Annotated in this window: 14 protein-coding genes and 1 riboswitch; of the genes, 9 read left to right on the plus strand and 5 right to left on the minus strand. The window is 62.5% G+C overall.

The features are described from left to right. Positions 1–68: 68 nt before the first annotated feature. From ACYU7Q_RS10070 to ACYU7Q_RS10080, 3 genes are all read right to left on the minus strand, one after another. Complete coding sequence (locus ACYU7Q_RS10070) at positions 69–1,346, minus strand: hypothetical protein (RefSeq protein WP_460609326.1); 1,278 nt, start codon at positions 1,344–1,346, stop codon at positions 69–71. Continuing rightward, positions 1,343–2,125 carry a hypothetical protein gene (locus ACYU7Q_RS10075; protein WP_460609327.1) on the minus strand — a complete coding sequence of 261 codons (783 nt, stop codon included), beginning with the start codon at positions 2,123–2,125 and terminating at the stop codon, positions 1,343–1,345. Before ACYU7Q_RS10075 ends, ACYU7Q_RS10070 begins: the two co-directional genes overlap by 4 nt. A gap of 128 nt (positions 2,126–2,253) precedes the next feature. Beyond that, the gene (locus tag ACYU7Q_RS10080) at positions 2,254–2,832 is read right to left on the minus strand and encodes an RNA polymerase sigma factor (protein WP_460609328.1); all 579 of its coding nucleotides are present in this window, start codon (positions 2,830–2,832) and stop codon (positions 2,254–2,256) included. A gap of 205 nt (positions 2,833–3,037) precedes the next feature. Beyond that, a riboswitch (SAM riboswitch) is annotated at positions 3,038–3,126 on the plus strand. A 271-nt stretch (positions 3,127–3,397) separates the two neighbouring features. On the opposite strand from ACYU7Q_RS10080, the gene ACYU7Q_RS10085 reads away from it, so the two are divergent. The 9 genes from ACYU7Q_RS10085 to ACYU7Q_RS10125 all read left to right on the plus strand — a co-directional run bounded on the left by ACYU7Q_RS10085 (position 3,398) and on the right by ACYU7Q_RS10125 (position 16,306). Continuing rightward, positions 3,398–4,156: a phosphoadenosine phosphosulfate reductase family protein gene (locus tag ACYU7Q_RS10085; protein ID WP_460609329.1), complete on the plus strand. Its 759-nt coding sequence runs from the start codon at positions 3,398–3,400 to the stop codon at positions 4,154–4,156. Positions 4,157–4,294: 138 nt separating this feature from the next. Then, positions 4,295–5,209 (plus strand): sulfate adenylyltransferase subunit CysD, encoded by a 915-nt coding sequence (gene cysD, locus ACYU7Q_RS10090; protein ID WP_460609330.1) that lies wholly within the window; start codon positions 4,295–4,297, stop codon positions 5,207–5,209. 105 nt (positions 5,210–5,314) lie between these two features. Then, positions 5,315–6,607, plus strand: coding sequence for a sulfate adenylyltransferase subunit 1 (locus tag ACYU7Q_RS10095; RefSeq protein WP_460609331.1), 1,293 nt, complete (start codon positions 5,315–5,317; stop codon positions 6,605–6,607). Between the two features lie 15 nt (positions 6,608–6,622). Beyond that, a complete protein-coding gene (gene cobA / locus ACYU7Q_RS10100; RefSeq protein ID WP_460609332.1) occupies positions 6,623–7,432 on the plus strand; it encodes a uroporphyrinogen-III C-methyltransferase in 810 nt (269 codons plus the stop codon). A gap of 53 nt (positions 7,433–7,485) precedes the next feature. After that, a complete protein-coding gene (locus ACYU7Q_RS10105) occupies positions 7,486–9,306 on the plus strand; it encodes a diflavin oxidoreductase (RefSeq protein ID WP_460609333.1) in 1,821 nt (606 codons plus the stop codon). A 157-nt stretch (positions 9,307–9,463) separates the two neighbouring features. Then, complete coding sequence (locus ACYU7Q_RS10110; RefSeq protein ID WP_460609334.1) at positions 9,464–12,364, plus strand: TonB-dependent receptor; 2,901 nt, start codon at positions 9,464–9,466, stop codon at positions 12,362–12,364. A gap of 76 nt (positions 12,365–12,440) precedes the next feature. Next, the gene (locus ACYU7Q_RS10115) at positions 12,441–14,156 is read left to right on the plus strand and encodes an assimilatory sulfite reductase (NADPH) hemoprotein subunit (protein WP_460609335.1); all 1,716 of its coding nucleotides are present in this window, start codon (positions 12,441–12,443) and stop codon (positions 14,154–14,156) included. Between the two features lie 20 nt (positions 14,157–14,176). After that, the gene (locus tag ACYU7Q_RS10120; RefSeq protein WP_460609336.1) at positions 14,177–15,700 is read left to right on the plus strand and encodes a TSUP family transporter; all 1,524 of its coding nucleotides are present in this window, start codon (positions 14,177–14,179) and stop codon (positions 15,698–15,700) included. Between the two features lie 57 nt (positions 15,701–15,757). Next, positions 15,758–16,306 (plus strand): hypothetical protein, encoded by a 549-nt coding sequence (locus ACYU7Q_RS10125; protein ID WP_460609337.1) that lies wholly within the window; start codon positions 15,758–15,760, stop codon positions 16,304–16,306. Positions 16,307–16,389: 83 nt separating this feature from the next. On the opposite strand, the gene amaB is transcribed toward ACYU7Q_RS10125, so the two are convergent. Beyond that, a complete protein-coding gene (amaB, locus tag ACYU7Q_RS10130; protein ID WP_460609338.1) occupies positions 16,390–17,994 on the minus strand; it encodes an aldehyde dehydrogenase family protein in 1,605 nt (534 codons plus the stop codon). A 190-nt stretch (positions 17,995–18,184) separates the two neighbouring features. Beyond that, positions 18,185–19,369, minus strand: coding sequence for an AAA family ATPase (locus ACYU7Q_RS10135; protein WP_460609339.1), 1,185 nt, complete (start codon positions 19,367–19,369; stop codon positions 18,185–18,187). Between the last annotated feature and the right edge of the window lie 117 nt (positions 19,370–19,486).

The following is a 19,486-nucleotide window of genomic DNA, read 5'->3' on the forward strand; positions in this document are numbered from 1 at the left end:
AAGCAAACAGACGACTTTGAGCCGTCTGTTTGCTTGTGGCGCTTCTGCGTGCGGTGCCAGCCCCGCCCCTACTTGCTGAACCGCACCGTGCCGTAGCGCACTTTGATGTTCACGTTGCCGGCTTTCCGCGCCGGGGCGGCCGCCCCGAAGGTGCCCAGCACGTCGCTGGTTTGCGGGCCGTTTTCCTGCGAGAGCACGCGCACCAGGTTTCTATCGACCAACAGTTGGCCTTGCTCGGTGCTCACATCGAAGCGGAAGGCCGGAGCCTCGGCGAAGCCCAACCGGATGGTGCTGAAACCACCGTCGAGGTTTACCTGGCGGAAATTGGCCCCCATGTCGCGCACCACGAAATCGGGGCAATAGCGCAGGGCCATGTCGAGGGCTTCGTCCAGTTTTTCGATGGTGAAGCGCGAGTAGCCCGACGAGCCGCGCAGGTTGCGCACGGTGCCCAGGGCCACGTCGCCGTACTTGCTGTGCACCGTCAGGTCCTGCACGGTGCCGATATCCACGTCAGAATAGTTGTTGCGCAGGTCCACCGTCGTGCCCGTATCGAGGCGCAGTTGGGCGTAGCTGGCATCGATGCTGGCGCGACCGGCGAAGGCAATGCGGCAGTCGCCATTGCCGATACGCACGAGATTGCGCGGCCCTTCGAGGCGGGCGGTGCGCAGGGTTCCATATTCCACGGCCAGCTCGGTGGGGCCGCTCACATCGCCGGCCAGGGTCACTTCGCCGAAGTTGTTGTAGATTTTCAGGGCCGTGGTGCGGGGCAGCCACACGGTGTAGTTCACCTCGTAGCGGCAGCCGCCAGCCCGGCCGCGCAGCGCGGGGCCAAACTGCGTGCTCACGGCCACGCCGCCGGTTTTGGCGTCGTAATCGAGCCACTGCACGCCCAGCGCATCGAGAATCTGGCGGGCCCCGGCGTCGCTTTCGGAGCGCGCCACCAGTTCGGCATCCACCTTGATTTCCTTCTTATTCCAGGGGTTGATTTGCACCCGGCCGTAGCGCGTATCGAGCGAAAACGGCCGGCCGGTTTTCGGCACCGCGTAGCTGCGCACGAGGTGGCGACGCTGCTCCACCTGCAAGCTGGCGCTGCCCTGGTCGTCCGTCTGGTCCACCAGCGGGTTCTGCTGCTGGGGTTGGGGCCCTTGCTCCTGCTCATCACCAAACAGGGCAGCTTCGGCCCGGCGCGCTTCGGGGGAAAGAATATTGATGGCTATGCCGTGGCCGACGACCACCCATCGGGTCGGGCGGTCCTGGGCTTGAACGCCAAGCGGGGTCAACAGCCCCAGCAGCCCGCCGCTCAGCGCCAACAGGCGGCCTAATCGGAAAACCAGGGACTGGTTCATTCGGCTTGGCGCCGGCTGTCGGCCAGCACGTAAGAACTGTTGTTGGGAGCAGCTTGGGCGTTATTGCCCAGGTTCAGTTGCCGGTCCAGAATGTCGAGGCGGATTTGCAGGTTGCGGTTCATGGCCGTGAGCACGGCATCGGGCTGCGGGTGGTGCAGCAGCTGCTGCTTGAGCTCGCGGTAGCTGGAATCGAGCGACACCAGCTCGTGCTGCCAATCGGCGTTCATGGCGGCCATGCCGGGACCGTTCAGCTGGCTCAGTTCGGTTTGGCGGCGGGCCAGTTGGTTGGTGTAGTAGGCTTCCATGCCGCGCACGGCGCGCACCAACTGGCTGTCGGCCCCGGTGGTGTGCTCGGCGGCGGTGAGGGAAAGCGGGTTGCCACCCTGGTACAGGGCGGCGTCGGGCTCATTAGTGGCACTGCCGAGCGTCGCAGCCGGTGCGGCTGCTACAGCCGTTTCGGGCGCGGCACTGCGAGACTTCCAGGCTTCGCTGGCCCCGGCAGCGAACACAAGCAGGGCCAAAGCCGCCGCTACACCGTAGCGCTGAAACCAGCGGAGACTGGCTTCGGGCTGATTTACAGAAGCCGCAACCGCCACGGTGGGTGCCACCAAAGGCACTTCCGAAACTTCGGCCAGGCGCATGGCCGGGGAAGCGGGCATGGCGGCGTTGAGTTGCTCCTCCAGCGCAGCCCAGAGGTCGGGGCGCGGCTCGTGGGTGTCGAAATCGGCACGGTGCCGCTCGACGAAGGTTTCGAGAGAATTATTTTTCTTGGTATCCATGAATGAGTAGCAGACGCACGGTTCGTCCAGGTTCAGGGCGGGCCACGGGGCTATACGAAAACCGCGGCCGGGCGAAAAAGGATGAAGGGTAGTTGACGGTTAAATGACTAGTGATAACGGATAAAAACTTAGCTAAGGCCGCGCTGAGCGGCTAATTCGCGCAGCCGAACCCGTGCCCGGCTGTACTGCGATTTGGAAGTAGATTCGGAAATGCCCAGGATGCCGGCGATTTCGAGATGGTCGTAGCCTTCGAGCAAATACAGGCTCAGCACCACGCGGTAGCCATCGGGCAACTCCTGAATGCAGCGGCGCAGCACGTCGGCGCGGTAGTGCAGGTCGGCCTCGTCCTCGGGCGAATGGGCGGCGGTTTCGGCGGGCTCTTCGTGGTGCTGCTCACCCAGCGGCACCAGCGCCAGCCGCCGCTGCCGCAGGCAATTGATGCTTTTGTTCACCACAATCCGCTTCAGCCAGGCGCCGAACGAAGAGTCGCCCTTATAACCGCTCAGCTCCCGAAAAGCACTCAGAAACGACTCCTGCAGCACATCCTCCGCCTCGGCGTAGTCGCCGGTGATGCGCAGGGCGGCGTTGAACATGGCCTTGGAGTAGCGCCGGTAAATTTCGGCCTGGGCCTGGCGGTCGTTGAGGCGGCAGCGCTCCACCAGCGGAGCGTTGATGTCGACGTAGGCGGAGTGAGCTAGGGCTTCCATGCAGAAAACAAGGTATTAGAAGTGCTTAAGCAACCCATAGACCAAGCGCAGGGTTCAGGGGTTGCACGGCAAATTACGCGGCGAAAGCACGGCCGCCAAACCTTTTGCGAGGCGGGCAGTTTCATCTCCGCGAAACAAAATTTTGGCATTTCGCTTTTTCATCCTTTACATTTGCCCCAGCAACCCTCGTTTGGGGCGCTATTCATTTTTATACAGAGGCGCGGAGAGACAGGCTCGACGAAACGCCGGCAACCCCCACTAGCTGGAACGGTGCCAAGTCCTGACATATAAAAACGCTGTGAGCACATCCACCAACCGCCGCCTGCACCCCACCACCCTCGCCGCTTCGCGCCGAATGTGCTGTTGCATGCCCCGTCCCCTGGCCTGTATGCTGGGGGCAATTGCTGGTTGTTGAACTAGGGCTTCTCTTCCGGCGGCTGCTTCACGGCAGCCAACCCGCCGACTCCCGTTGTGGTGATTGACTCATTGCGCACAGCGTAGCGGCACCTTGTGGCCCCTTGGGCCTTCTCTGGTTTTTTCTACGGAAAAAAACTCTCCCCTCGTCATGGCATTACCCCTTGAAAGCCAGGTCGCTGACCTGCGCCGCTACCTGCCCGAGTGCTCGGTACCGGAAACACTGGCCCTGTTGGCCGACCATTTCCCCGGCCGCGTTTCCTTCTCCACCTCTTTTGGTCTGGAAGACCAGATTATCACCCATTTCATCTTCGAAAACGACCTGCCTATCCGGGTTTTCACGCTCGATACGGGCCGTAATTTTCAGGAGACTTACTCGACCTGGAACAAGACCCTGCTGCGCTACGAAAAGCCCATCGAAGTCTTTGCCCCCAACGGGGCGGCCATTGAGGAGCTGACCCGCCAAAAAGGCCCCAACAGCTTCTACGAGAGCATTGAGAACCGGAAAGAGTGCTGCAATATCCGCAAGGTGGAGCCGCTGAGCCGCGCCCTGGCCGGCCAGCAGGTGTGGGTGACGGGCATTCGCGCCGAGCAGTCGCAGAACCGCCAGACCATGCACCCCGCCGAGTGGGATGCTGGCCACGAGCTCATCAAAGTACACCCACTCTTCGGCTGGACCTGGGCGCAGTGCGAAGCCTTTGCCCAAGCCAATGGCATTCCGGTTAACCCATTGCATAACAAAGGATTCGTAAGCATCGGCTGTGCGCCATGCACCCGCGCCATTGCGCCGGGCGAGGATTTCCGCGCCGGCCGCTGGTGGTGGGAAGACGCGGCCGCTAAGGAGTGCGGCCTCCACGCCACTACCGCCCACCAGGGCCTCGACCCGGTGGTGGAGCGAATGCCGGGCTAGGCCCGAACCGATGCGCCGGCGGACGGACCGCTGACGCCACATTCTTCCCCAAAGGCACCTTTCGCGGGCCTTATCCCACCCACTTCTTCCGGTTTTTCAATTTCGCCCGATTTTTTCGGGCCATGACTTCCTACGCCAATGCCAAGCGCTGCTTATCTCGATTACCTCGACCGTCTGGAGGCCGAAGCTATTCATATTCTACGTGAAGTAGCTGGCCAGTTTGAGCGGCCCGCGTTGTTGTTCTCGGGCGGCAAAGACTCGATTGCTCTCACGCGGCTGGCTGAAAAAGCCTTCCGGCCGGGCAAGTTTCCGTTCCCGCTGGTGCACATCGATACCGGCCACAACTTCGAAGAAATCATCAACTACCGCGACGAGCTAGCCGCGCATTTGGGCGAAAAGCTGATTGTGCGCCGCGTGGAAGATACCATCCGGGAGCGCGGCCTGCGCGAGCCGGGCGGCAAGTACCCCAGCCGCAACCCGCTCCAGACCTACACGCTGCTCGACGTGATTGAGGAATTCGAGTTCGACGCCTGCATCGGCGGGGCGCGGCGCGATGAGGAGAAGGCCCGGGCCAAGGAGCGCATCTTCTCGGTGCGCGACGACTTTGGCCAGTGGGACCCCAAGCGCCAGCGCCCGGAACTGTGGAACATCTACAACGGCCGCATTCAGAAAGGCGAAAACGTGCGCGTATTCCCCATCTCGAATTGGACCGAGCTGGACGTGTGGAACTACATCCAGCGCGAAAACATCAAGCTGCCAGAGATTTACTTCTCGCACGAGCGGCAGTGCGTGGTGCTGCCCAGCGGCCAGCTCCTCGGCTTCAGCGAGCACCTGAACCTTGACGAAACCGACGAAATTGTGCAGCGCCGCGTGCGCTTCCGCACCGTGGGCGACTCGACCTGCACCGCCGCCGTGGAAAGCGACGCCTCCTCGGTCGACGATATTATTCAGGACCTGCTGCTGGCCAAAGTGAGCGAGCGTGGGGCGACGCGGCTGGACGATAACCTCTCCGAAACGGGGATGGAGGACCGCAAGCGCAACGGGTATTTTTAAATGATTAGTGATTAATGGTCAATGATTAACGAGCTTATAACGCTCGATTATTCCTGTTGAATCCAGCCATTAATCATTAACCGCTAACCATTAATCATTACAAAAGTGGACCTTCTCCGATTTATCACCTGCGGCAGCGTCGACGATGGCAAGAGCACGCTCATCGGCCGCCTGCTGTATGACAGCGATTCCGTGTCGCTCGACGTGCTGGCCACGCTGGAAAAGCGCCGCGCCACCACCGGCGGCGACGTGGATTTGGCCCTGCTCACCGACGGCCTCAAAGCCGAGCGCGAGCAAGGCATCACCATCGACGTGGCGCACAAATATTTCACCACGCCGCGCCGTAAGTTCATCATCACCGATGCGCCGGGCCACGTGCAATACACCCGCAACATGGTGACCGGCGCGAGCAATGCCGACCTCGCCATTGTGCTCGTAGATGCCCGCCAGGGCGTGATTGAGCAAACCCGGCGGCACACACTGTTGGCTTCGCTGCTGGGCATTCAACACTTCGTACTGGCCGTAAACAAGATGGATTTGGTGGGCCACGAGGAAGTAATTTTTCAGAAAATCGTGGCCGATTACGCCGCTATTGCCGAGCAATTGAAACTACCGAATGTGGTGGCCATTCCGCTCAGCGCGCTGAATGGCGACAACGTGGTGCGTCGCTCCGATTTTCTGCCCTGGTACCAGGGGCCCAGTTTGCTCGAACATCTTGAAAGCGTGCCAGCCGCCACTGATGTCAACCCGAACGAGCCGCGCTTTCAGGTGCAATATGTGATTCGGCCGCAGACGGAAGAGCTGCCCGACTACCGGGGCTACGCCGGCCGGATTCAGAGCGGCACCTACCGCCAGGGCGACCGGGTCCGCATCTGGCCCTCGGGCCTGGAAACGGTGATTGAGGCCATTGAAGTGAACCAGCAGGAAGTAGCTAGCAGCACCGCGCCACAGGGCGTGGTGCTGCGGCTGCGCGACGATGTGGACGTGAGTCGGGGCGCTACCATCGTACCGACCAGCGCCCACCCGGCCGTGGTGCGCGAGCTGGAAGCCACGCTCTGCTGGATGGATGAGCGGCCCCTGCGCGCCGGCCGCAAGCTGCTGGTGCAGCACCACGCCGCCACCGTGAAAGCGGCCGTGACCACCATCCTGCAAAAAACCAACATTGAAACCTTTGAAAGCCAGGGCACCGACGAGGCCAAGCTCAACGACATCGTGCGGGTGCGCCTGAAAACGGCCCTGCCGCTGGTAGCCGACGAATACCGCCAGAACCGCGTGACCGGGGCCTTTATCCTGGTGGATGAGCAGACCGGCGCCACCCTGGCCGCCGGCCTCATCGCCGCCACCGACCCGGCGTATTTCACCGATGAAGTGCCCGCCGAAGCGGCTTTTTCCATCTAGCATTTGCTGAATATCATGGCTGATTCCCCTCTCTTTTTACCTCGCCTGACGGTTGTCGGGGCCGGGCCCGGCGACCCGGATTTGCTGACCTTGAAAGGCGCGAAAGCATTGGCGGCGGCTGATGTGGTGCTCTACGATGCGCTGGCGAATGACGCGCTGCTGGCGCATGCGCGGCCCGGCGTGCCGCTGATTTTTGTGGGCAAGCGCAGTGGTTTCAAGGCCTATACGCAGGAGGGCATCAACGCCCTGATTGTGCAGCAGGCGTACCGCCACGGCCACGTGGTGCGACTGAAGGGCGGCGACCCGTTCATATTTGGCCGGGGGCGCGAGGAAATGCTGTACGCCGAAGTCCACGGGCTGGCCACGGACTACGTGCCGGGCATTAGCAGCGCAGTGGCAGCGGCGGGCAGCGTGGGCATTCCGGCCACGCACCGGGGCCTTAGCGAGGGCTTTCGGGTGCTGACGGCCACCACGGCCGATGAGCAGCTTTCGACCGCCTTGCTGGAAGCGGCCCAGACGCCCAGCGTCACCACGATTATCCTGATGGGCATGGGCCGGCTGGTGGAAATCGCGGCGCTCTTTGCTCGCTACGGCGGGGCCGAGGTGCCGGCCGCCATCATCCAAAACGGCACCTTGCCCACTGCCCGCGTAGTGGCCGGCACCGTGGCCGATATCGCCGAACGGGCCAGCCGTGCTGGCCTGGGCGCGCCGGCCGTGATTGTGCTGGGCGAAGTAGTACGGCTAATGAAGCAGCCGGCCGCAGCAGCTTCTGGTGTAGCAACTGAGCTGTTGCCAGAGCTGCTGACTTACGCGAAAGTGGCTTAGGCATCAATCCCTTATCAGCCTGTTGCCTCCACTCTATTGTATTTAAACTGATTATGTCTGCTTTTCCCATCCTCCCGCCTCACCTCGACGAAGCACACCTTCAGCAACTCACCGACAAACTATCGGCGCAGCAGCTGGTGTGGCTGAGTGGCTATTTCTACGGTCAGGCCACCAGCGGCGGCGCAGCAGTTGCAGCTGCTGCGTCCGCCCCCGCCGTGGCGGCGGCCCCGGTAGGGAAGCTGACTATCCTGTACGGCTCGCACACCGGCAACGGCAAGAAAGTGGCCCAGCAGGCCGCCGAAGCAGCGAGGCAGCGTGGCCTCACGGCAGAGGTGCGCGACATGAACGACTACCCCACCCGGCAGCTGGCGCAGGAGCAGAATTTGTTCGTCATCGTGAGCACGCACGGCGAGGGCGAACCGCCCATTTCGGCCGAGGAACTGCACCAGTTCATCAGCGGCAGCCGGGCGCCGAAGCTGCCCAAACTGCGCTTCGCCGTGTTGGCCTTGGGCGATACAAGTTACCTGCATTTCTGCCAGACGGGCAAGGATTTCGACCAGCGCTTGGCTGATTTGGGCGGCACCCGCCTGCTCGACCGCGTGGATGCGGACGTGGATTATCAGGCTACCGCAAGTCAGTGGATTGAGGCCGCTTTGGCAGAACTAGATGGGTCTGCCGCTGGCATCAAGGCAGAAACTCCGGTTGCAGCCGGAGCATCGGTGCCGGCCGCTTCGCCTCAACCCGTTGAAATCGCCGCCACATTCACCCGCGAAAACCCCTGGCCGGCGCGAGTGCTGGAAAGCATCCGACTGAACGGGCGCGGCTCGGATAAGGAGACGTACCATATTGAGCTGGATTTGGCCGGCTCGGGCCTGCGCTTTGCGCCCGGCGATGCGCTGGCCGTGCGCCCCCGCAACCACGACCCGCTGGTGGAAGAAGTGCTGCGGGCCGCGCGCCTCTCCGACTCCGCGCCGGTGCAGCTGGGCGCGGAAAGCCTGCCGCTGGCCGCCGCCCTGGCCAGCCGCCGCGAGCTCACCGTGCTCACCCGCGACGTGCTGGAGCGCTACGCTGCCCTGGCCCCGCACGCCGAGCTGCACGGGCTGCTGGCCGACACCACGCGCCTCCAACCCTACCTCTACGGCCGCGACGTGGCCGATTTGCTCACCGACTTCCCCACCGACCAGCTCACCGCCCAGACCCTGGCCGACACGCTGCGTCCGCTGCCCACCCGCGCCTATTCCATCGCCAGCAGCCTGCTGGCCCACCCCGACGAGGTGCACCTCACCGTGGGCGCCGTGCGCTACGAGGCCCACGGCCGCCGCAAGCACGGCGCCTGCTCGTCGTTCTTGGCCGACCGCGTGGCGGTGGGCGAAGAAGTGCGCGTGTTCGTGGAGCACAACGAGTATTTCAAGCTACCCCAAAACCCCGGCACCGACATCATCATGATTGGGGCTGGCACCGGCATCGCGCCGTTCCGCGCCTTTGTGGAGGAGCGGGTAGAGCTGGGCGCCACCGGCCGCAACTGGCTGCTGTTCGGCAACCCGCACTTCACCACCGATTTCCTGTACCAGGCCGAGTGGCAGCAGCACCTCAAGCGCGGCAGCTTGGCCAAGCTCGACGTGGCCTTTTCGCGCGACCAGACCGAGAAAATCTATGTGCAGGACCGGTTGCTGGAGAATAGCCGCGAGGTATTTGGCTGGCTCGAAAACGGCGCGCAATTCTACGTCTGTGGCGATAAAAACCGCCTTGGTGGCGCGGTGCAGACGGCGCTGGCGCAAGTGGTGCAGAAGGAAGCCGGGCTGTCGGCCGAAGACGCGGCGGCATACGTGAAGAACCTGCGCAAGCAGCGCCGCTACCTGGAGGACGTGTACTAGTCCGAAATCGACAATCTGCTAACGGTCATACCGAGTGTAGCCTCATTTCCTTCACACCAACCACCTATGAAACCCACTTCCGCCTCAAATACCCCCTGTTGTTGTCGAATGCGCCCATTTTCCAGCCATTCATTTCCGACTTCAACCTTCCCGATTTATGAAATCCTATTACCCCGCATTCCTCCTTTTCCTCATCCTGTTTCTGGCTAGCATCAGCGCGGCTTTTGCCCAAACCCAGCTTATTGCTATCAGCGGCGTGGTGCACGAGAAGGGCACCAACGAGGCGCTGCCCGGCGTGAGCATCAGCGTGAAGGGCGCCAGCACCGGCACCCAGAGCGACGCCACCGGCAATTTCGCCCTCAAAGCCAAGCTGACTTACCCATTTACGCTCGTCTTCAATGCCCTGGGCCACGAGGCCGTGGAGTTGGAAATTCTGAGCAGCAGCCAGCCGCTGAACGTGACGCTCGAAGCCAAAGGCGTGCTCACCAATGAAGTGGTGGTATCGGCTTCGCGGGTGGAGGAAAGCCGGCTGAAGTCGCCGGTGGCCATTGAAAAGCTCGACATCCGCGCCATCAAGGAAACACCCGCGCCCAGCTTTTACGACGCGCTGGAAAACGTGAAGGGCGTGCAGATGCTCACCAGCAGCCTCACCTTCAAAGTACCCAATACGCGGGGCTTTAACATCCCCAACAACTTCCGTTTCATGCAATTGGTGGATGGCGTGGACATGCAGGCGGCCACGCTGGGCGTGCCGCTGGGCAACGCCATCGGGCCCACCGAGCTGGACATTGCCAGCGTGGAGGTGACGCCCGGCGCAGCTTCGGCCCTCTACGGCATGAATGCCATCAACGGCATGGCCAACCTCACCACCAAAAGCCCTTTCACTTACCAGGGCCTGAGCGTGTACCAGAAAGTGGGCGTGAACCACGTGGGCAGCGCCGCCGACCGCAACCCCAGCGCCCTCACCGAAACGGCCGTTCGCTACGCGCAGGCGCTGGGCAGCCGCTGGGCCTACAAGGTGAACGTGGACTACCTGCGCGGCACCGACTGGCTGGCCAACAACCAGACCGACCAGAACCCGCAGGGCCTCTCAACTTCCAACCCCGCCTTTCCGGAACTGTCGGGCACTGCCAACCCGGCCGCCGATTTGTGGAACCGCTACGGCGACGATACCAACTCTTCGCTCACGGTGACCATCCCCTACCAAGGCAAAAACCAAGCGTTTACTGTGACGCGCACCGGCTACTACGAGAAGGATTTGGTGAACCCCATCGTGCGCAACATCAAGGCCGATGGCAGCCTGCACTACAAGCTGACGGACAAGCTGGAACTGAGCTACGGCTACCGCTTCGGGCTGATGGACGGCGTGTTTCAGCGCGGCAACAAGATTCAGCTCGACGGCGTGACCGTGCAGAACCACAAGCTGGAGCTGAAAGGCGCTGACTTCGTGGTGCGCGCCTACGCCCTGCTCGAAAACACCGGCAACTCCTACAACCTCAACCCCCTGGCCCTGAACCTGGACCTGCAAAACGGCTCGAATACCGTGTGGGGCAACAAGTTCAAGACTGCCCTGCAAAGCCAGCTGGCCGCCGGCACCGCCCTCGCCCCCGCCATGGCCGCCGCCCGCGCCGCCGCCGATGCCGGCCGCGCCGAGCCCGGCACGCCCGCGTTTGATGCGTTGAAAGCCCAAATCGTGGCCACCAACAACTGGGACAGCGGCGTGAACGTGGCCGGCGCGCCCACGCCCGGCGGCGCCGCCCTCTCGCAGCACAGCCGCACCTACCACACTGAAGGGGTTTGGAACCTGGGCCCGCGCGTGAAATTCGTGGATTTGCTGGTGGGTGCCGATGCCCGCGTGTACCAGATTATTCCCGATGGCAACAATTTCGTGGATTTCAGCCTGCCGCTGGCCGACCGCAACCGGGTCGGCGGCGACTTCGTGTACTACAAGAAATACGGCGCGTTCGGCCAGGCCACCAAGCTGCTGCTCGGCGACAAGCTGAAGCTGACCGGCTCACTGCGCGTTGATTATAACCCCGAATTCACCGCCAAAGTGAACCCGCGCCTGGCCGCCGTGTACACCGTGGCCGAGAAGCACAACTTCCGCGCCTCCTACCAGAACGGCTGGCGCTTCCCCTCGCTGTTTGAGGCGCTGTCCTTCGTGAACAACGGCAACGTGCGCCGCGTGGGCGGCCTGGCCCGCGTGAACGAGGGCCTGAACTACCTGCAAAACTCCTACACCCGCACCAGCATCGACCAGTTCAACGCGGCCGTGAACGCCTACGTGGCCGCCAACACTGGCAGCACCGCCGCCCAGGCCGCCGTCTTGCCCCAAAACCGCGCCCTGCTGCAAGTAGCCAACCTGCCTACCGAGCAGCCCGAACAAATCAACGCCTACGAAGTGGGCTACCGCAGCGTGCTCTTCGACAACCGCTTGGCCATCGACGCCGACGCGTACTACAACGTGTACTCCGGCTTCCTGGGCCAGGTAGAAGTGAGTGTGCCCAAAGACGCCAACGGCCAGCAAGTGCCCGTGGGCTCCGATGCCGCCGCCCTGGCCGCCCTGCGCAGCAACCGCGACGCCCGCCAGGACCGCTACCGCGTGTACACCAACTCGCGCCAGGACTACCACAGCTACGGCTCCACGCTAGGCCTCACCTACAACTTCTACCAGAAGTTCACCGTGGCCGGCAACGTGAACTACAATGCTTTATCCAAGAACAACCAGGCCGATGTATTCGTGACCGGCTTCAACACGCCCAAGTGGGCCACCAACGTGTCCGTCGGCAACCGCGAAGTCGTGAAAAACTTCGGCTTCAACGTGAACTGGCGCTGGCAGGACTCCTTCTACTGGGAAAGCCCGCTGGCCAACGGCCAAGTCCCCGCCTACGCCACCCTCGATGCCCAGGTGAATCTGCGCGTGCCCACCCTGAAATCCACCGTCAAGCTCGGCGGCACGGATATTCTCAACAAGCGCTACTTCCAGTACGCCGCCGGCCCCACCATCGGGGCGCTGTATTACGTGAGCGTGGTGTTTGATGCCACGGTACTGCATTAGCTGTAGCGCGGACTTTTAGTCCGCGAGTAGCCCCATCCACGCGCGGACTAAAAGTCCACGCTACATCCCTTCGCCAATGTCTGATATCACCACCGCTCCGCAGAAACTCTCCGAAGTCGAGCACGTCAAAATCGCCAGTCGCTACCTACGCGGCACCATCGTGGAGAGCCTCAACAACCGCCTCACCGGCGCGCTGAACCCCGACGACACCCACCTCATCAAGTTCCACGGCTCCTACCAGCAAACCGACCGCGACCTCGATTCCGAGCGCAAGCGCCAGAAGCTGGAGCCGCTGTTTTCCTTTATGATTCGGGTGCGGGTGCCCGGCGGCGTGGCCACTGCCGCCCAGTGGCAGCGCATGGACGCCCTGGCCGATGCCTACGGCAACGGCACGCTCAAGCTCACCACCCGCCAGACTTTCCAGCTCCACGGCGTGCTCAAGCGCGACCTGCGCCCCACCATCCAGGGCTTCAACGATGCGCTGCTGGACAGCATTGCGGGCTGCGGCGACGTGAACCGCAACGTGATGTGCAACACCAACCCGCACGAGTCGGCGGTGCACGCCGAGGTGCAGGCCGTGGCGGCCGAAATCAGCGCCCACCTCACGCCGCGCACCACGGCCTACCACGAAATCTGGCTCGACGGCGAGCTGCAAAACACCACCGAATCGAATGAAGACGCGGAGCCCATCTACGGCAAAACCTACCTGCCGCGCAAATTCAAAATTGCCCTGGCGCTGCCGCCCTACAACGATTCGGATATTTTCTCGAACGACATCGGCCTCATCGCCATCGAAGAAAACGGCCAGCTGCTGGGCTTCAACGTGGCCGTGGGCGGCGGCCTGGGCATGACCTTTGGCTTGCCCGAAACCTACCCGCGCCTGGCCGACCTTATCGGCTTCGTGCCCACCGCAAACGTGGTGGACGTGTGCGAGAAAATCGTGACCATCCAGCGCGACTGGGGCAACCGCGAAAATCGCAAGCTCTCGCGTCTCAAATACACCATCGACCGAGCAGGCCTGCCCGCCTTCGTGGCCGAGCTGCACCAGCGTCTGGGCTACGCGCTGGCCGAAACGCGCCCCTACCAGTTCCACAGTTCCAGCGACGCCTTCGGCTGGACCGGCGATGCAAATGGCCCTTCGCACCTTGTTTTATTTGTGGAGGGCGGCCGGGTGCTCGACCGCCCCGGCTACCGCCTCAAAACTGCGCTGCGCGAAATCAGCGCCTTTCACACCGGCGAATTCCGCCTCACCGGCAACCAGAACCTGATTCTGGCCAATATCGAGCCCGCCCACCGCGCCCGCATCCAAGCCATCCTCGAAGCTCACGGTGCGACGCCCCAGGCAGAGCAGCTTACCGGCCTGCGCCGCAACGCGCTGGCCTGCGTGGCGCTGCCCACCTGCTCTCAGGCCTTCGCCGAAGCAGAGCGTTACTTGCCCCAACTGCTCGATAAGCTTGATGCTGTTATCCGCGCCCACGGGCTGGCTGAAGCCGGCATTCTCATTCGGATGACGGGCTGCCCCAACGGCTGCGCCCGGCCTTACCTCGGGGAAATCGGGCTGGTGGGCAAAGCCCCTGGCCGCTACAACCTTTACCTCGGCGCCAACCACGCTGGCGAGCGCCTCAACAAACTCTACCGCGAAATGCTCGACGAGGACGGCATTCTGCGCGAGCTCTCGCCCCTGCTGGCCGCCTACGCTGCCGGGCGCCAACCCGCCGAGGGCTTCGGCGACTTTGTGGTGCGGACCGGTGTTGTGAAAGCCACTCAGTACGGGTTGGACTTTCACGCCTGATTTTATTATCTTTCTGAGCTATGGATTCCAATTTCCCCAATCCTGTCGGCCCGGCGGTGGTCACCCCGCCGCCGGGTACTGCCCCACCGGCCAACAACCTGTTTCCCATCTTCCTGAAGCTGGAAAACATGCGCGTGCTGCTGGTGGGCGGCGGCAATGTAGGCCTGGAAAAACTGGGGGCCATTCTGCGCAACAGCCCTGCCACGGCCGTGACCGTGGTCGCGCCGCACATCCTGCCTGAGTTGCGTGAGCTGGCCGCGCGCCACCCCAAAGTGCAGCTGCACCAGCGCCCCTACCAGGACCGCGACCTCGACGACAAAGACCTCCTGTTCCTGGCCACCGACGACGTGGCGCTGCACCGCTACATCGGCGCGGCGGCGGCGGCCCGCCAGCTCCTGACCAACGTGGCCGACACACCGGAACTCTGCGATTTTTACCTCTCGTCGGTGCTGCAAAAGGGCGATTTGAAAATCGCCATTTCCACCAACGGCAAGTCGCCCACCGTGGGCAAGCGCCTGCGCGAAGTGCTGGCCGAAGTGCTGCCCGCCGAACTGGCCTCGGTGCTGGGCCAGATGACCATCATCCGCAGCCGGCTGCAGGGGGATTTCGCCGAAAAAGTGAAGTCGCTGAACGCCGTCACCGCCGAGCTCGCCCACGGCCCCGCCTACGAAACGCCCGCCACGGTTTACTGGCGGCGCGTCGCTACGGGCGCGCTCATCACCTTCGCGGTTTTTATTTTCATTAACATCCTCTCCTACTACTTCACGCCAGTGCAGGCGTGGGAGCTGGTGCGTTCCTCGGGCACGTTCTACACTTTCGTGGCCGTGGGTTTCCTGGCCCAGATGGTGGACGGCGTGCTGGGCATGGGCTACGGCGTGGTGTCGGCCATCAGCCTGATGTCGCTGGGGCTGAGCCCGGTTTCGGTGAGTGCCAGCATTCACACGGCCGAGGTGTTTGCCAGCGGTGCGTCGGGCTACAACCACTACCGCTTCGGCAACGTGAACAAGCGCCTGTTTCGGGTGCTGCTGCTGCCCGGCATTGCCGGGTCCGTCAGCGGCGCGCTGCTGCTGTCGCACTTCGGCGAAACCTACGCCGGCTACGTCAAGCCGATTCTGGCCGTATACCTGCTGTTTCTGGGCCTGCGCATCATCACCAAAGCCTTCCAGAAAGTGGCAAAGAAGCGCAAGAAGGTGAAAAATGCCGGCTGGCTGGCCGGAGCCGGCGGCTTCCTCGATTCCTTCGGCGGCGGCGGCTGGGGCCCGCTGGTGACCAGCACGCTGATTACGAACGGCCGCACGCCGCGCTACGTCATCGGCACGGTGAGTCTAGTGGAATTCTTCGTGACGTTTGCCAGCGCCTTCACGTTTTTCACCATCCTGGGCATTTCGCACTGGCAGATTGTGCTGGGCCTCATCGTGGGCGGGGTGGCTGCTGCCCCTATCGCCGCCAAGCTGGCCGGCCGCCTGCCCACCCGCTGGATGTTCGTGGGCGTGGGCCTGATGGTCATCGTCTGGAGCCTGTGGGCGCTGCGCAAACTGCTGTAGCACCCGGTCGAAGTTCCATTTTTACCTTTGACGCTTTCGCATCACCAATCCCTTTCCATGCGTCAGCGTTTCCTACCCATTCTACTCCTCGCCACCCTGCTGGGATGCAGCAAGTCCGACTCCAACCCCATCGTTGATTTTGGTGAGTGCGAAGGCATCACTTATCGTAACAGCAGTAACATGCCTGCCGGCCCCAGCGACCCCACCGACTGGACTTCCGACGGCGAATGGAACAAACAGGAGCGCGCTCTTTTTTCCGACCTCGGCTTCGACTTGAACGGCGCGCAGCAAGCTGGTGGTTTAATAAGTTCTTCTCCCGCTTATCCTAACCCTTCGGCCGGCCAAGCTAGCTGGTCCCTGAATGCCCAACGTCCGGCTGGCGGCCTAGCCACTATTTATTCGATGCGCGCCCTGTTGGTGAACCGTCAATATAAAATCATGCGCCAGTTGGGTCCTACTGAATTTGTCAATGGCATAAGGTTTTCGCTGGATTACATCGGCGCGGGCCTCGGCCCCAACGAACTATATCGGCTTTACTACGTGGTATACGATGCTACTGGTCTCGTGTACAAAGGCCACGGCGACGTGCGATACAGCCCACAATAACCAGCTACGCCCAGACGCAAAGAGGCCCCGCCGATGAATTCGGCGGGGCCTCTTTATTGTTCCGGCGCAAGCCGAAGCGTGCGCTACACGTCGAACTTGATGCCCTGCGCCAGCGGCAATTCCGTCGAATAGTTAATCGTATTCGTCTGGCGGCGCATGTACACCTTCCAGGCGTCGGAGCCGGATTCGCGGCCGCCGCCGGTTTCCTTCTCGCCGCCGAACGCGCCGCCGATTTCGGCCCCGCTCGTGCCGATGTTCACGTTGGCAATGCCGCAATCCGAGCCGCTGGCGGCCAGGAAAGCCTCAGCCTCGCGCATGTTCAGCGTGAAGATGCTGCTCGACAGGCCCTGCCGCACATCGTTCTGCAGCGCGATGGCCGTTTCCACGTCGCCGCTGTACTTGATGAGGTAGAGGATGGGCGCGAACGTCTCCTCCTGCACCGTGTGGTAGTGGTTTTCTACTTCCACCAGGGCCGGGGTCACGTAGTGGCCGCCGTGCAGCTCGGGGCGGTTCAGCACCTCGCCGCCGCTCAGCAGCTTGCCGCCTTCGGCCTGCACGGCTACCAATGCTTGCTCGAACATCTTCACCGCATCGGCATCAATCAACGGCCCCACCAGCGTGCCCGTTTGCAGCGGGTGGCCGATGGGCAAGTTGGGATAGATGGCCAGCAGGCGGTTTTTTACTTCCTCAAACACGCTGTCTTCGATGATGACGCGGCGCGTGCTGGTGCAGCGCTGCCCGGCCGTGCCCACCGCCCCAAACACGATGGCCGGGATGGCAATTTTGAGGTCGGCGTTTTTGGTCACGATGATGGCGTTGTTGCCGCCCAGCTCCAGCAGGGCGCGGCCCAGGCGGGCGCCCACTACCTCGCCCACCTTGCGGCCCATGCGGGTGCTGCCCGTGGCCGACACCAACGGAATGCGCTTATCAGCTGCCATTGCCGCGCCAATGCTGGCATCGCCGATAATCACGCTGAACACGCCTTCGGCAATGTCATTCTCGGCCAGCACGTCTTTGATAATGTGCTGCACGGCTACGGCCGTGAGGGGCGTTTTCTCCGAGGGTTTCCAGATGCTCACGTCGCCGCACACGGCGGCTAGCATGGCGTTCCAGCTCCACACGGCCACCGGGAAGTTGAAGGCCGAAATGATGCCTACGATGCCGAGCGGCTGATACTGGTCGTACATGCGGTGCGCGGGGCGCTCCGAGTGCATGGTGAAGCCGTGCAGCTGCCGGCTCAGGCCCACTGCGAAATCGCAGATGTCAATCATCTCCTGCACTTCGCCCAGGCCTTCCTGGAGGATTTTGCCCATTTCGGCGCTCACCAGCTTGCCCAGCGGCTCCTTGAACTCGCGCAGCTTGTTGCCAATCTGGCGCACAATTTCGCCGCGCTTCGGGGCCGGCACCAGCCGCCAGGTCTTGAAAGCCTCCTGGGCCGCTTTTACTACGGTTTCGTAATCATCGGCGGTGGCGAAAGCGACGCTGGCAATGCGGCGGCCATCGGCGGGCGCGTTGATGACACGGCGGTCGGCATTAGCATCGCCGCCCCAGGCGCGGCCGGTGCTATAGGCGGCATTGTCGGCCTGCACGCCGAGCTGGCGCAGCACGTCCTGAATGCCGTGGGGGTCGTGGTGGGGGTGCGGTACCGTTACGTCGGGTGCGGTGGCTTCTTCGAGGGCCTGTTTCATGGGGTGGTTGGGGTGGGATGTTGCTGCGGCAAAGCTACGGTTTGCCGCGGAGTTGGCCGAGGTATGGGTCAGGGCTGTACTGCCCACTTCCCCAAAACGGTCATTCCGACGCAGGAGGAATCTGGGCTAAGCCGTTTCAGTGGCTTGACTCAGATTCCTCCTGCGTCGGAATGACAAATACCGGGCTTTTCTACACCTTGCGCGGCTCCTGCGCCAGCAGGTGCAGGTTATTGAACACGTCGAGGCTGTTGCGGCGCATCCCGCGTACTTCCTCATCCGAGAGCTGACGAATTTTAGTATGAAAGTCCTTGTAATACACCACAAACACAGCCAGTTCGGGCACCCGGTTTTCGTAGGGCACCATGTTTTCAAGCACCGCATCAAAAAAGCCGGGGCTGTGCGTGGTCACAAAATATTGGTTGGTTTGCTGGGTGGCAATGCGCTCGGCCAGCTGCGTCACATACAGGGGGTAAGAATGGGCCTCGGGCTCCTCCAGTAAAATCACGGTGTTGCGGTTCGATTCCATGGCCGCCAGGTGGAAGGCGTACCGCTGCAACGTGTCGCCACTGCTTGAGTACGGGTAGGCAAAGCTCAGGCCGTCCAGCTCCTTCATCACCTCGAAGCGGTTGGTGTCGGGGCGCACGCGCAGGCGCAGGTTGTGGTCGGCAAAGAGCGTGGCGAATTCGTGGCGCAGGTCGGCGTTGGCTTCCAGCACCTGCACCAGGTTGTTGCCGTGGGGCGGGCGCAGCGTGGTATCGGCGTAGCGGCGGTCGAGGTGGGTGTTGCGCTTGAAACGGTAAGATTTCACGGCCCGGGGCTGCCAGGCCGGCCGCGACGCCAGGTAGCGCCCATCCACTCCCGGCCGGTCGGTCAGCCCGTCGCGGTCGAACTCGGTATAGATAAAGCCGGGCTCGGGCAGGGCGGCAGCACTGGCGAGGTGGCCGTGCAAGCGGGCCAGTAGTTGGGCATCGTCGCTGGTACGGGTGCGGCTCCGACCTTCCAGCAGCGGCAGGCCCAGTTGGGCGCGCAGCAGCAGGTAGGCTGTCTGGCTGAACGCTCCATACTGGAAGCGCTTGCTCTCACCCTCGCCTACGCGGCCCAGCAGGCACACGTCGCGGTCGGTTTCTACCCGAATGGGGGCCGTCATCAGGCTGTCGTGAAACAGCTGCGCCGGCTTCTCATACCGGATAAAGCTGCGCATAAACCGCTTCTTCTGTTCAAATGGAAAGCTCCCCAGCAGGCTCATGGCCTCCAGCACCGTCGACTTGCCCACGTTGGGCTGCCCGATGATGAGATTGACCCGCCGCGGGTGCAGCACGGCACTCCGAATCGACTTAAAGTTCTGAATATAGAGGGTGTTGATTACGTTTTCCATTAATCAAGAAAAAGCGGCGCACGCCGCAGAGGTACTTCTCCCAATCTGGGATAACAATTACGTTAGAAATCACCAATAAGGACTAACTACGCAGACCTAAAAAGGCTATTTTTTCTT

This window comes from Hymenobacter terrigena, from assembly GCF_054776515.1.

Coding starts and splice junctions, on each gene's coding strand:
- ACYU7Q_RS10115 (WP_460609335.1), top strand. CDS start 12,441: ATGTCTGATATCACCACCGCTCCGCAGAAACTCTCCGAAGTCGAGCAC.
- ACYU7Q_RS10120 (WP_460609336.1), top strand. CDS start 14,177: ATGGATTCCAATTTCCCCAATCCTGTCGGCCCGGCGGTGGTCACCCCG.
- ACYU7Q_RS10085 (WP_460609329.1), top strand. CDS start 3,398: ATGGCATTACCCCTTGAAAGCCAGGTCGCTGACCTGCGCCGCTACCTG.
- ACYU7Q_RS10105 (WP_460609333.1), top strand. CDS start 7,486: ATGTCTGCTTTTCCCATCCTCCCGCCTCACCTCGACGAAGCACACCTT.
- cobA (WP_460609332.1), top strand. CDS start 6,623: ATGGCTGATTCCCCTCTCTTTTTACCTCGCCTGACGGTTGTCGGGGCC.
- ACYU7Q_RS10080 (WP_460609328.1), bottom strand. CDS start 2,832: ATGGAAGCCCTAGCTCACTCCGCCTACGTCGACATCAACGCTCCGCTG.
- amaB (WP_460609338.1), bottom strand. CDS start 17,994: ATGAAACAGGCCCTCGAAGAAGCCACCGCACCCGACGTAACGGTACCG.
- ACYU7Q_RS10070 (WP_460609326.1), bottom strand. CDS start 1,346: ATGAACCAGTCCCTGGTTTTCCGATTAGGCCGCCTGTTGGCGCTGAGC.
- ACYU7Q_RS10135 (WP_460609339.1), bottom strand. CDS start 19,369: ATGGAAAACGTAATCAACACCCTCTATATTCAGAACTTTAAGTCGATT.
- ACYU7Q_RS10125 (WP_460609337.1), top strand. CDS start 15,758: ATGCGTCAGCGTTTCCTACCCATTCTACTCCTCGCCACCCTGCTGGGA.
- cysD (WP_460609330.1), top strand. CDS start 4,295: ATGCCAAGCGCTGCTTATCTCGATTACCTCGACCGTCTGGAGGCCGAA.
- ACYU7Q_RS10075 (WP_460609327.1), bottom strand. CDS start 2,125: ATGGATACCAAGAAAAATAATTCTCTCGAAACCTTCGTCGAGCGGCAC.
- ACYU7Q_RS10110 (WP_460609334.1), top strand. CDS start 9,464: ATGAAATCCTATTACCCCGCATTCCTCCTTTTCCTCATCCTGTTTCTG.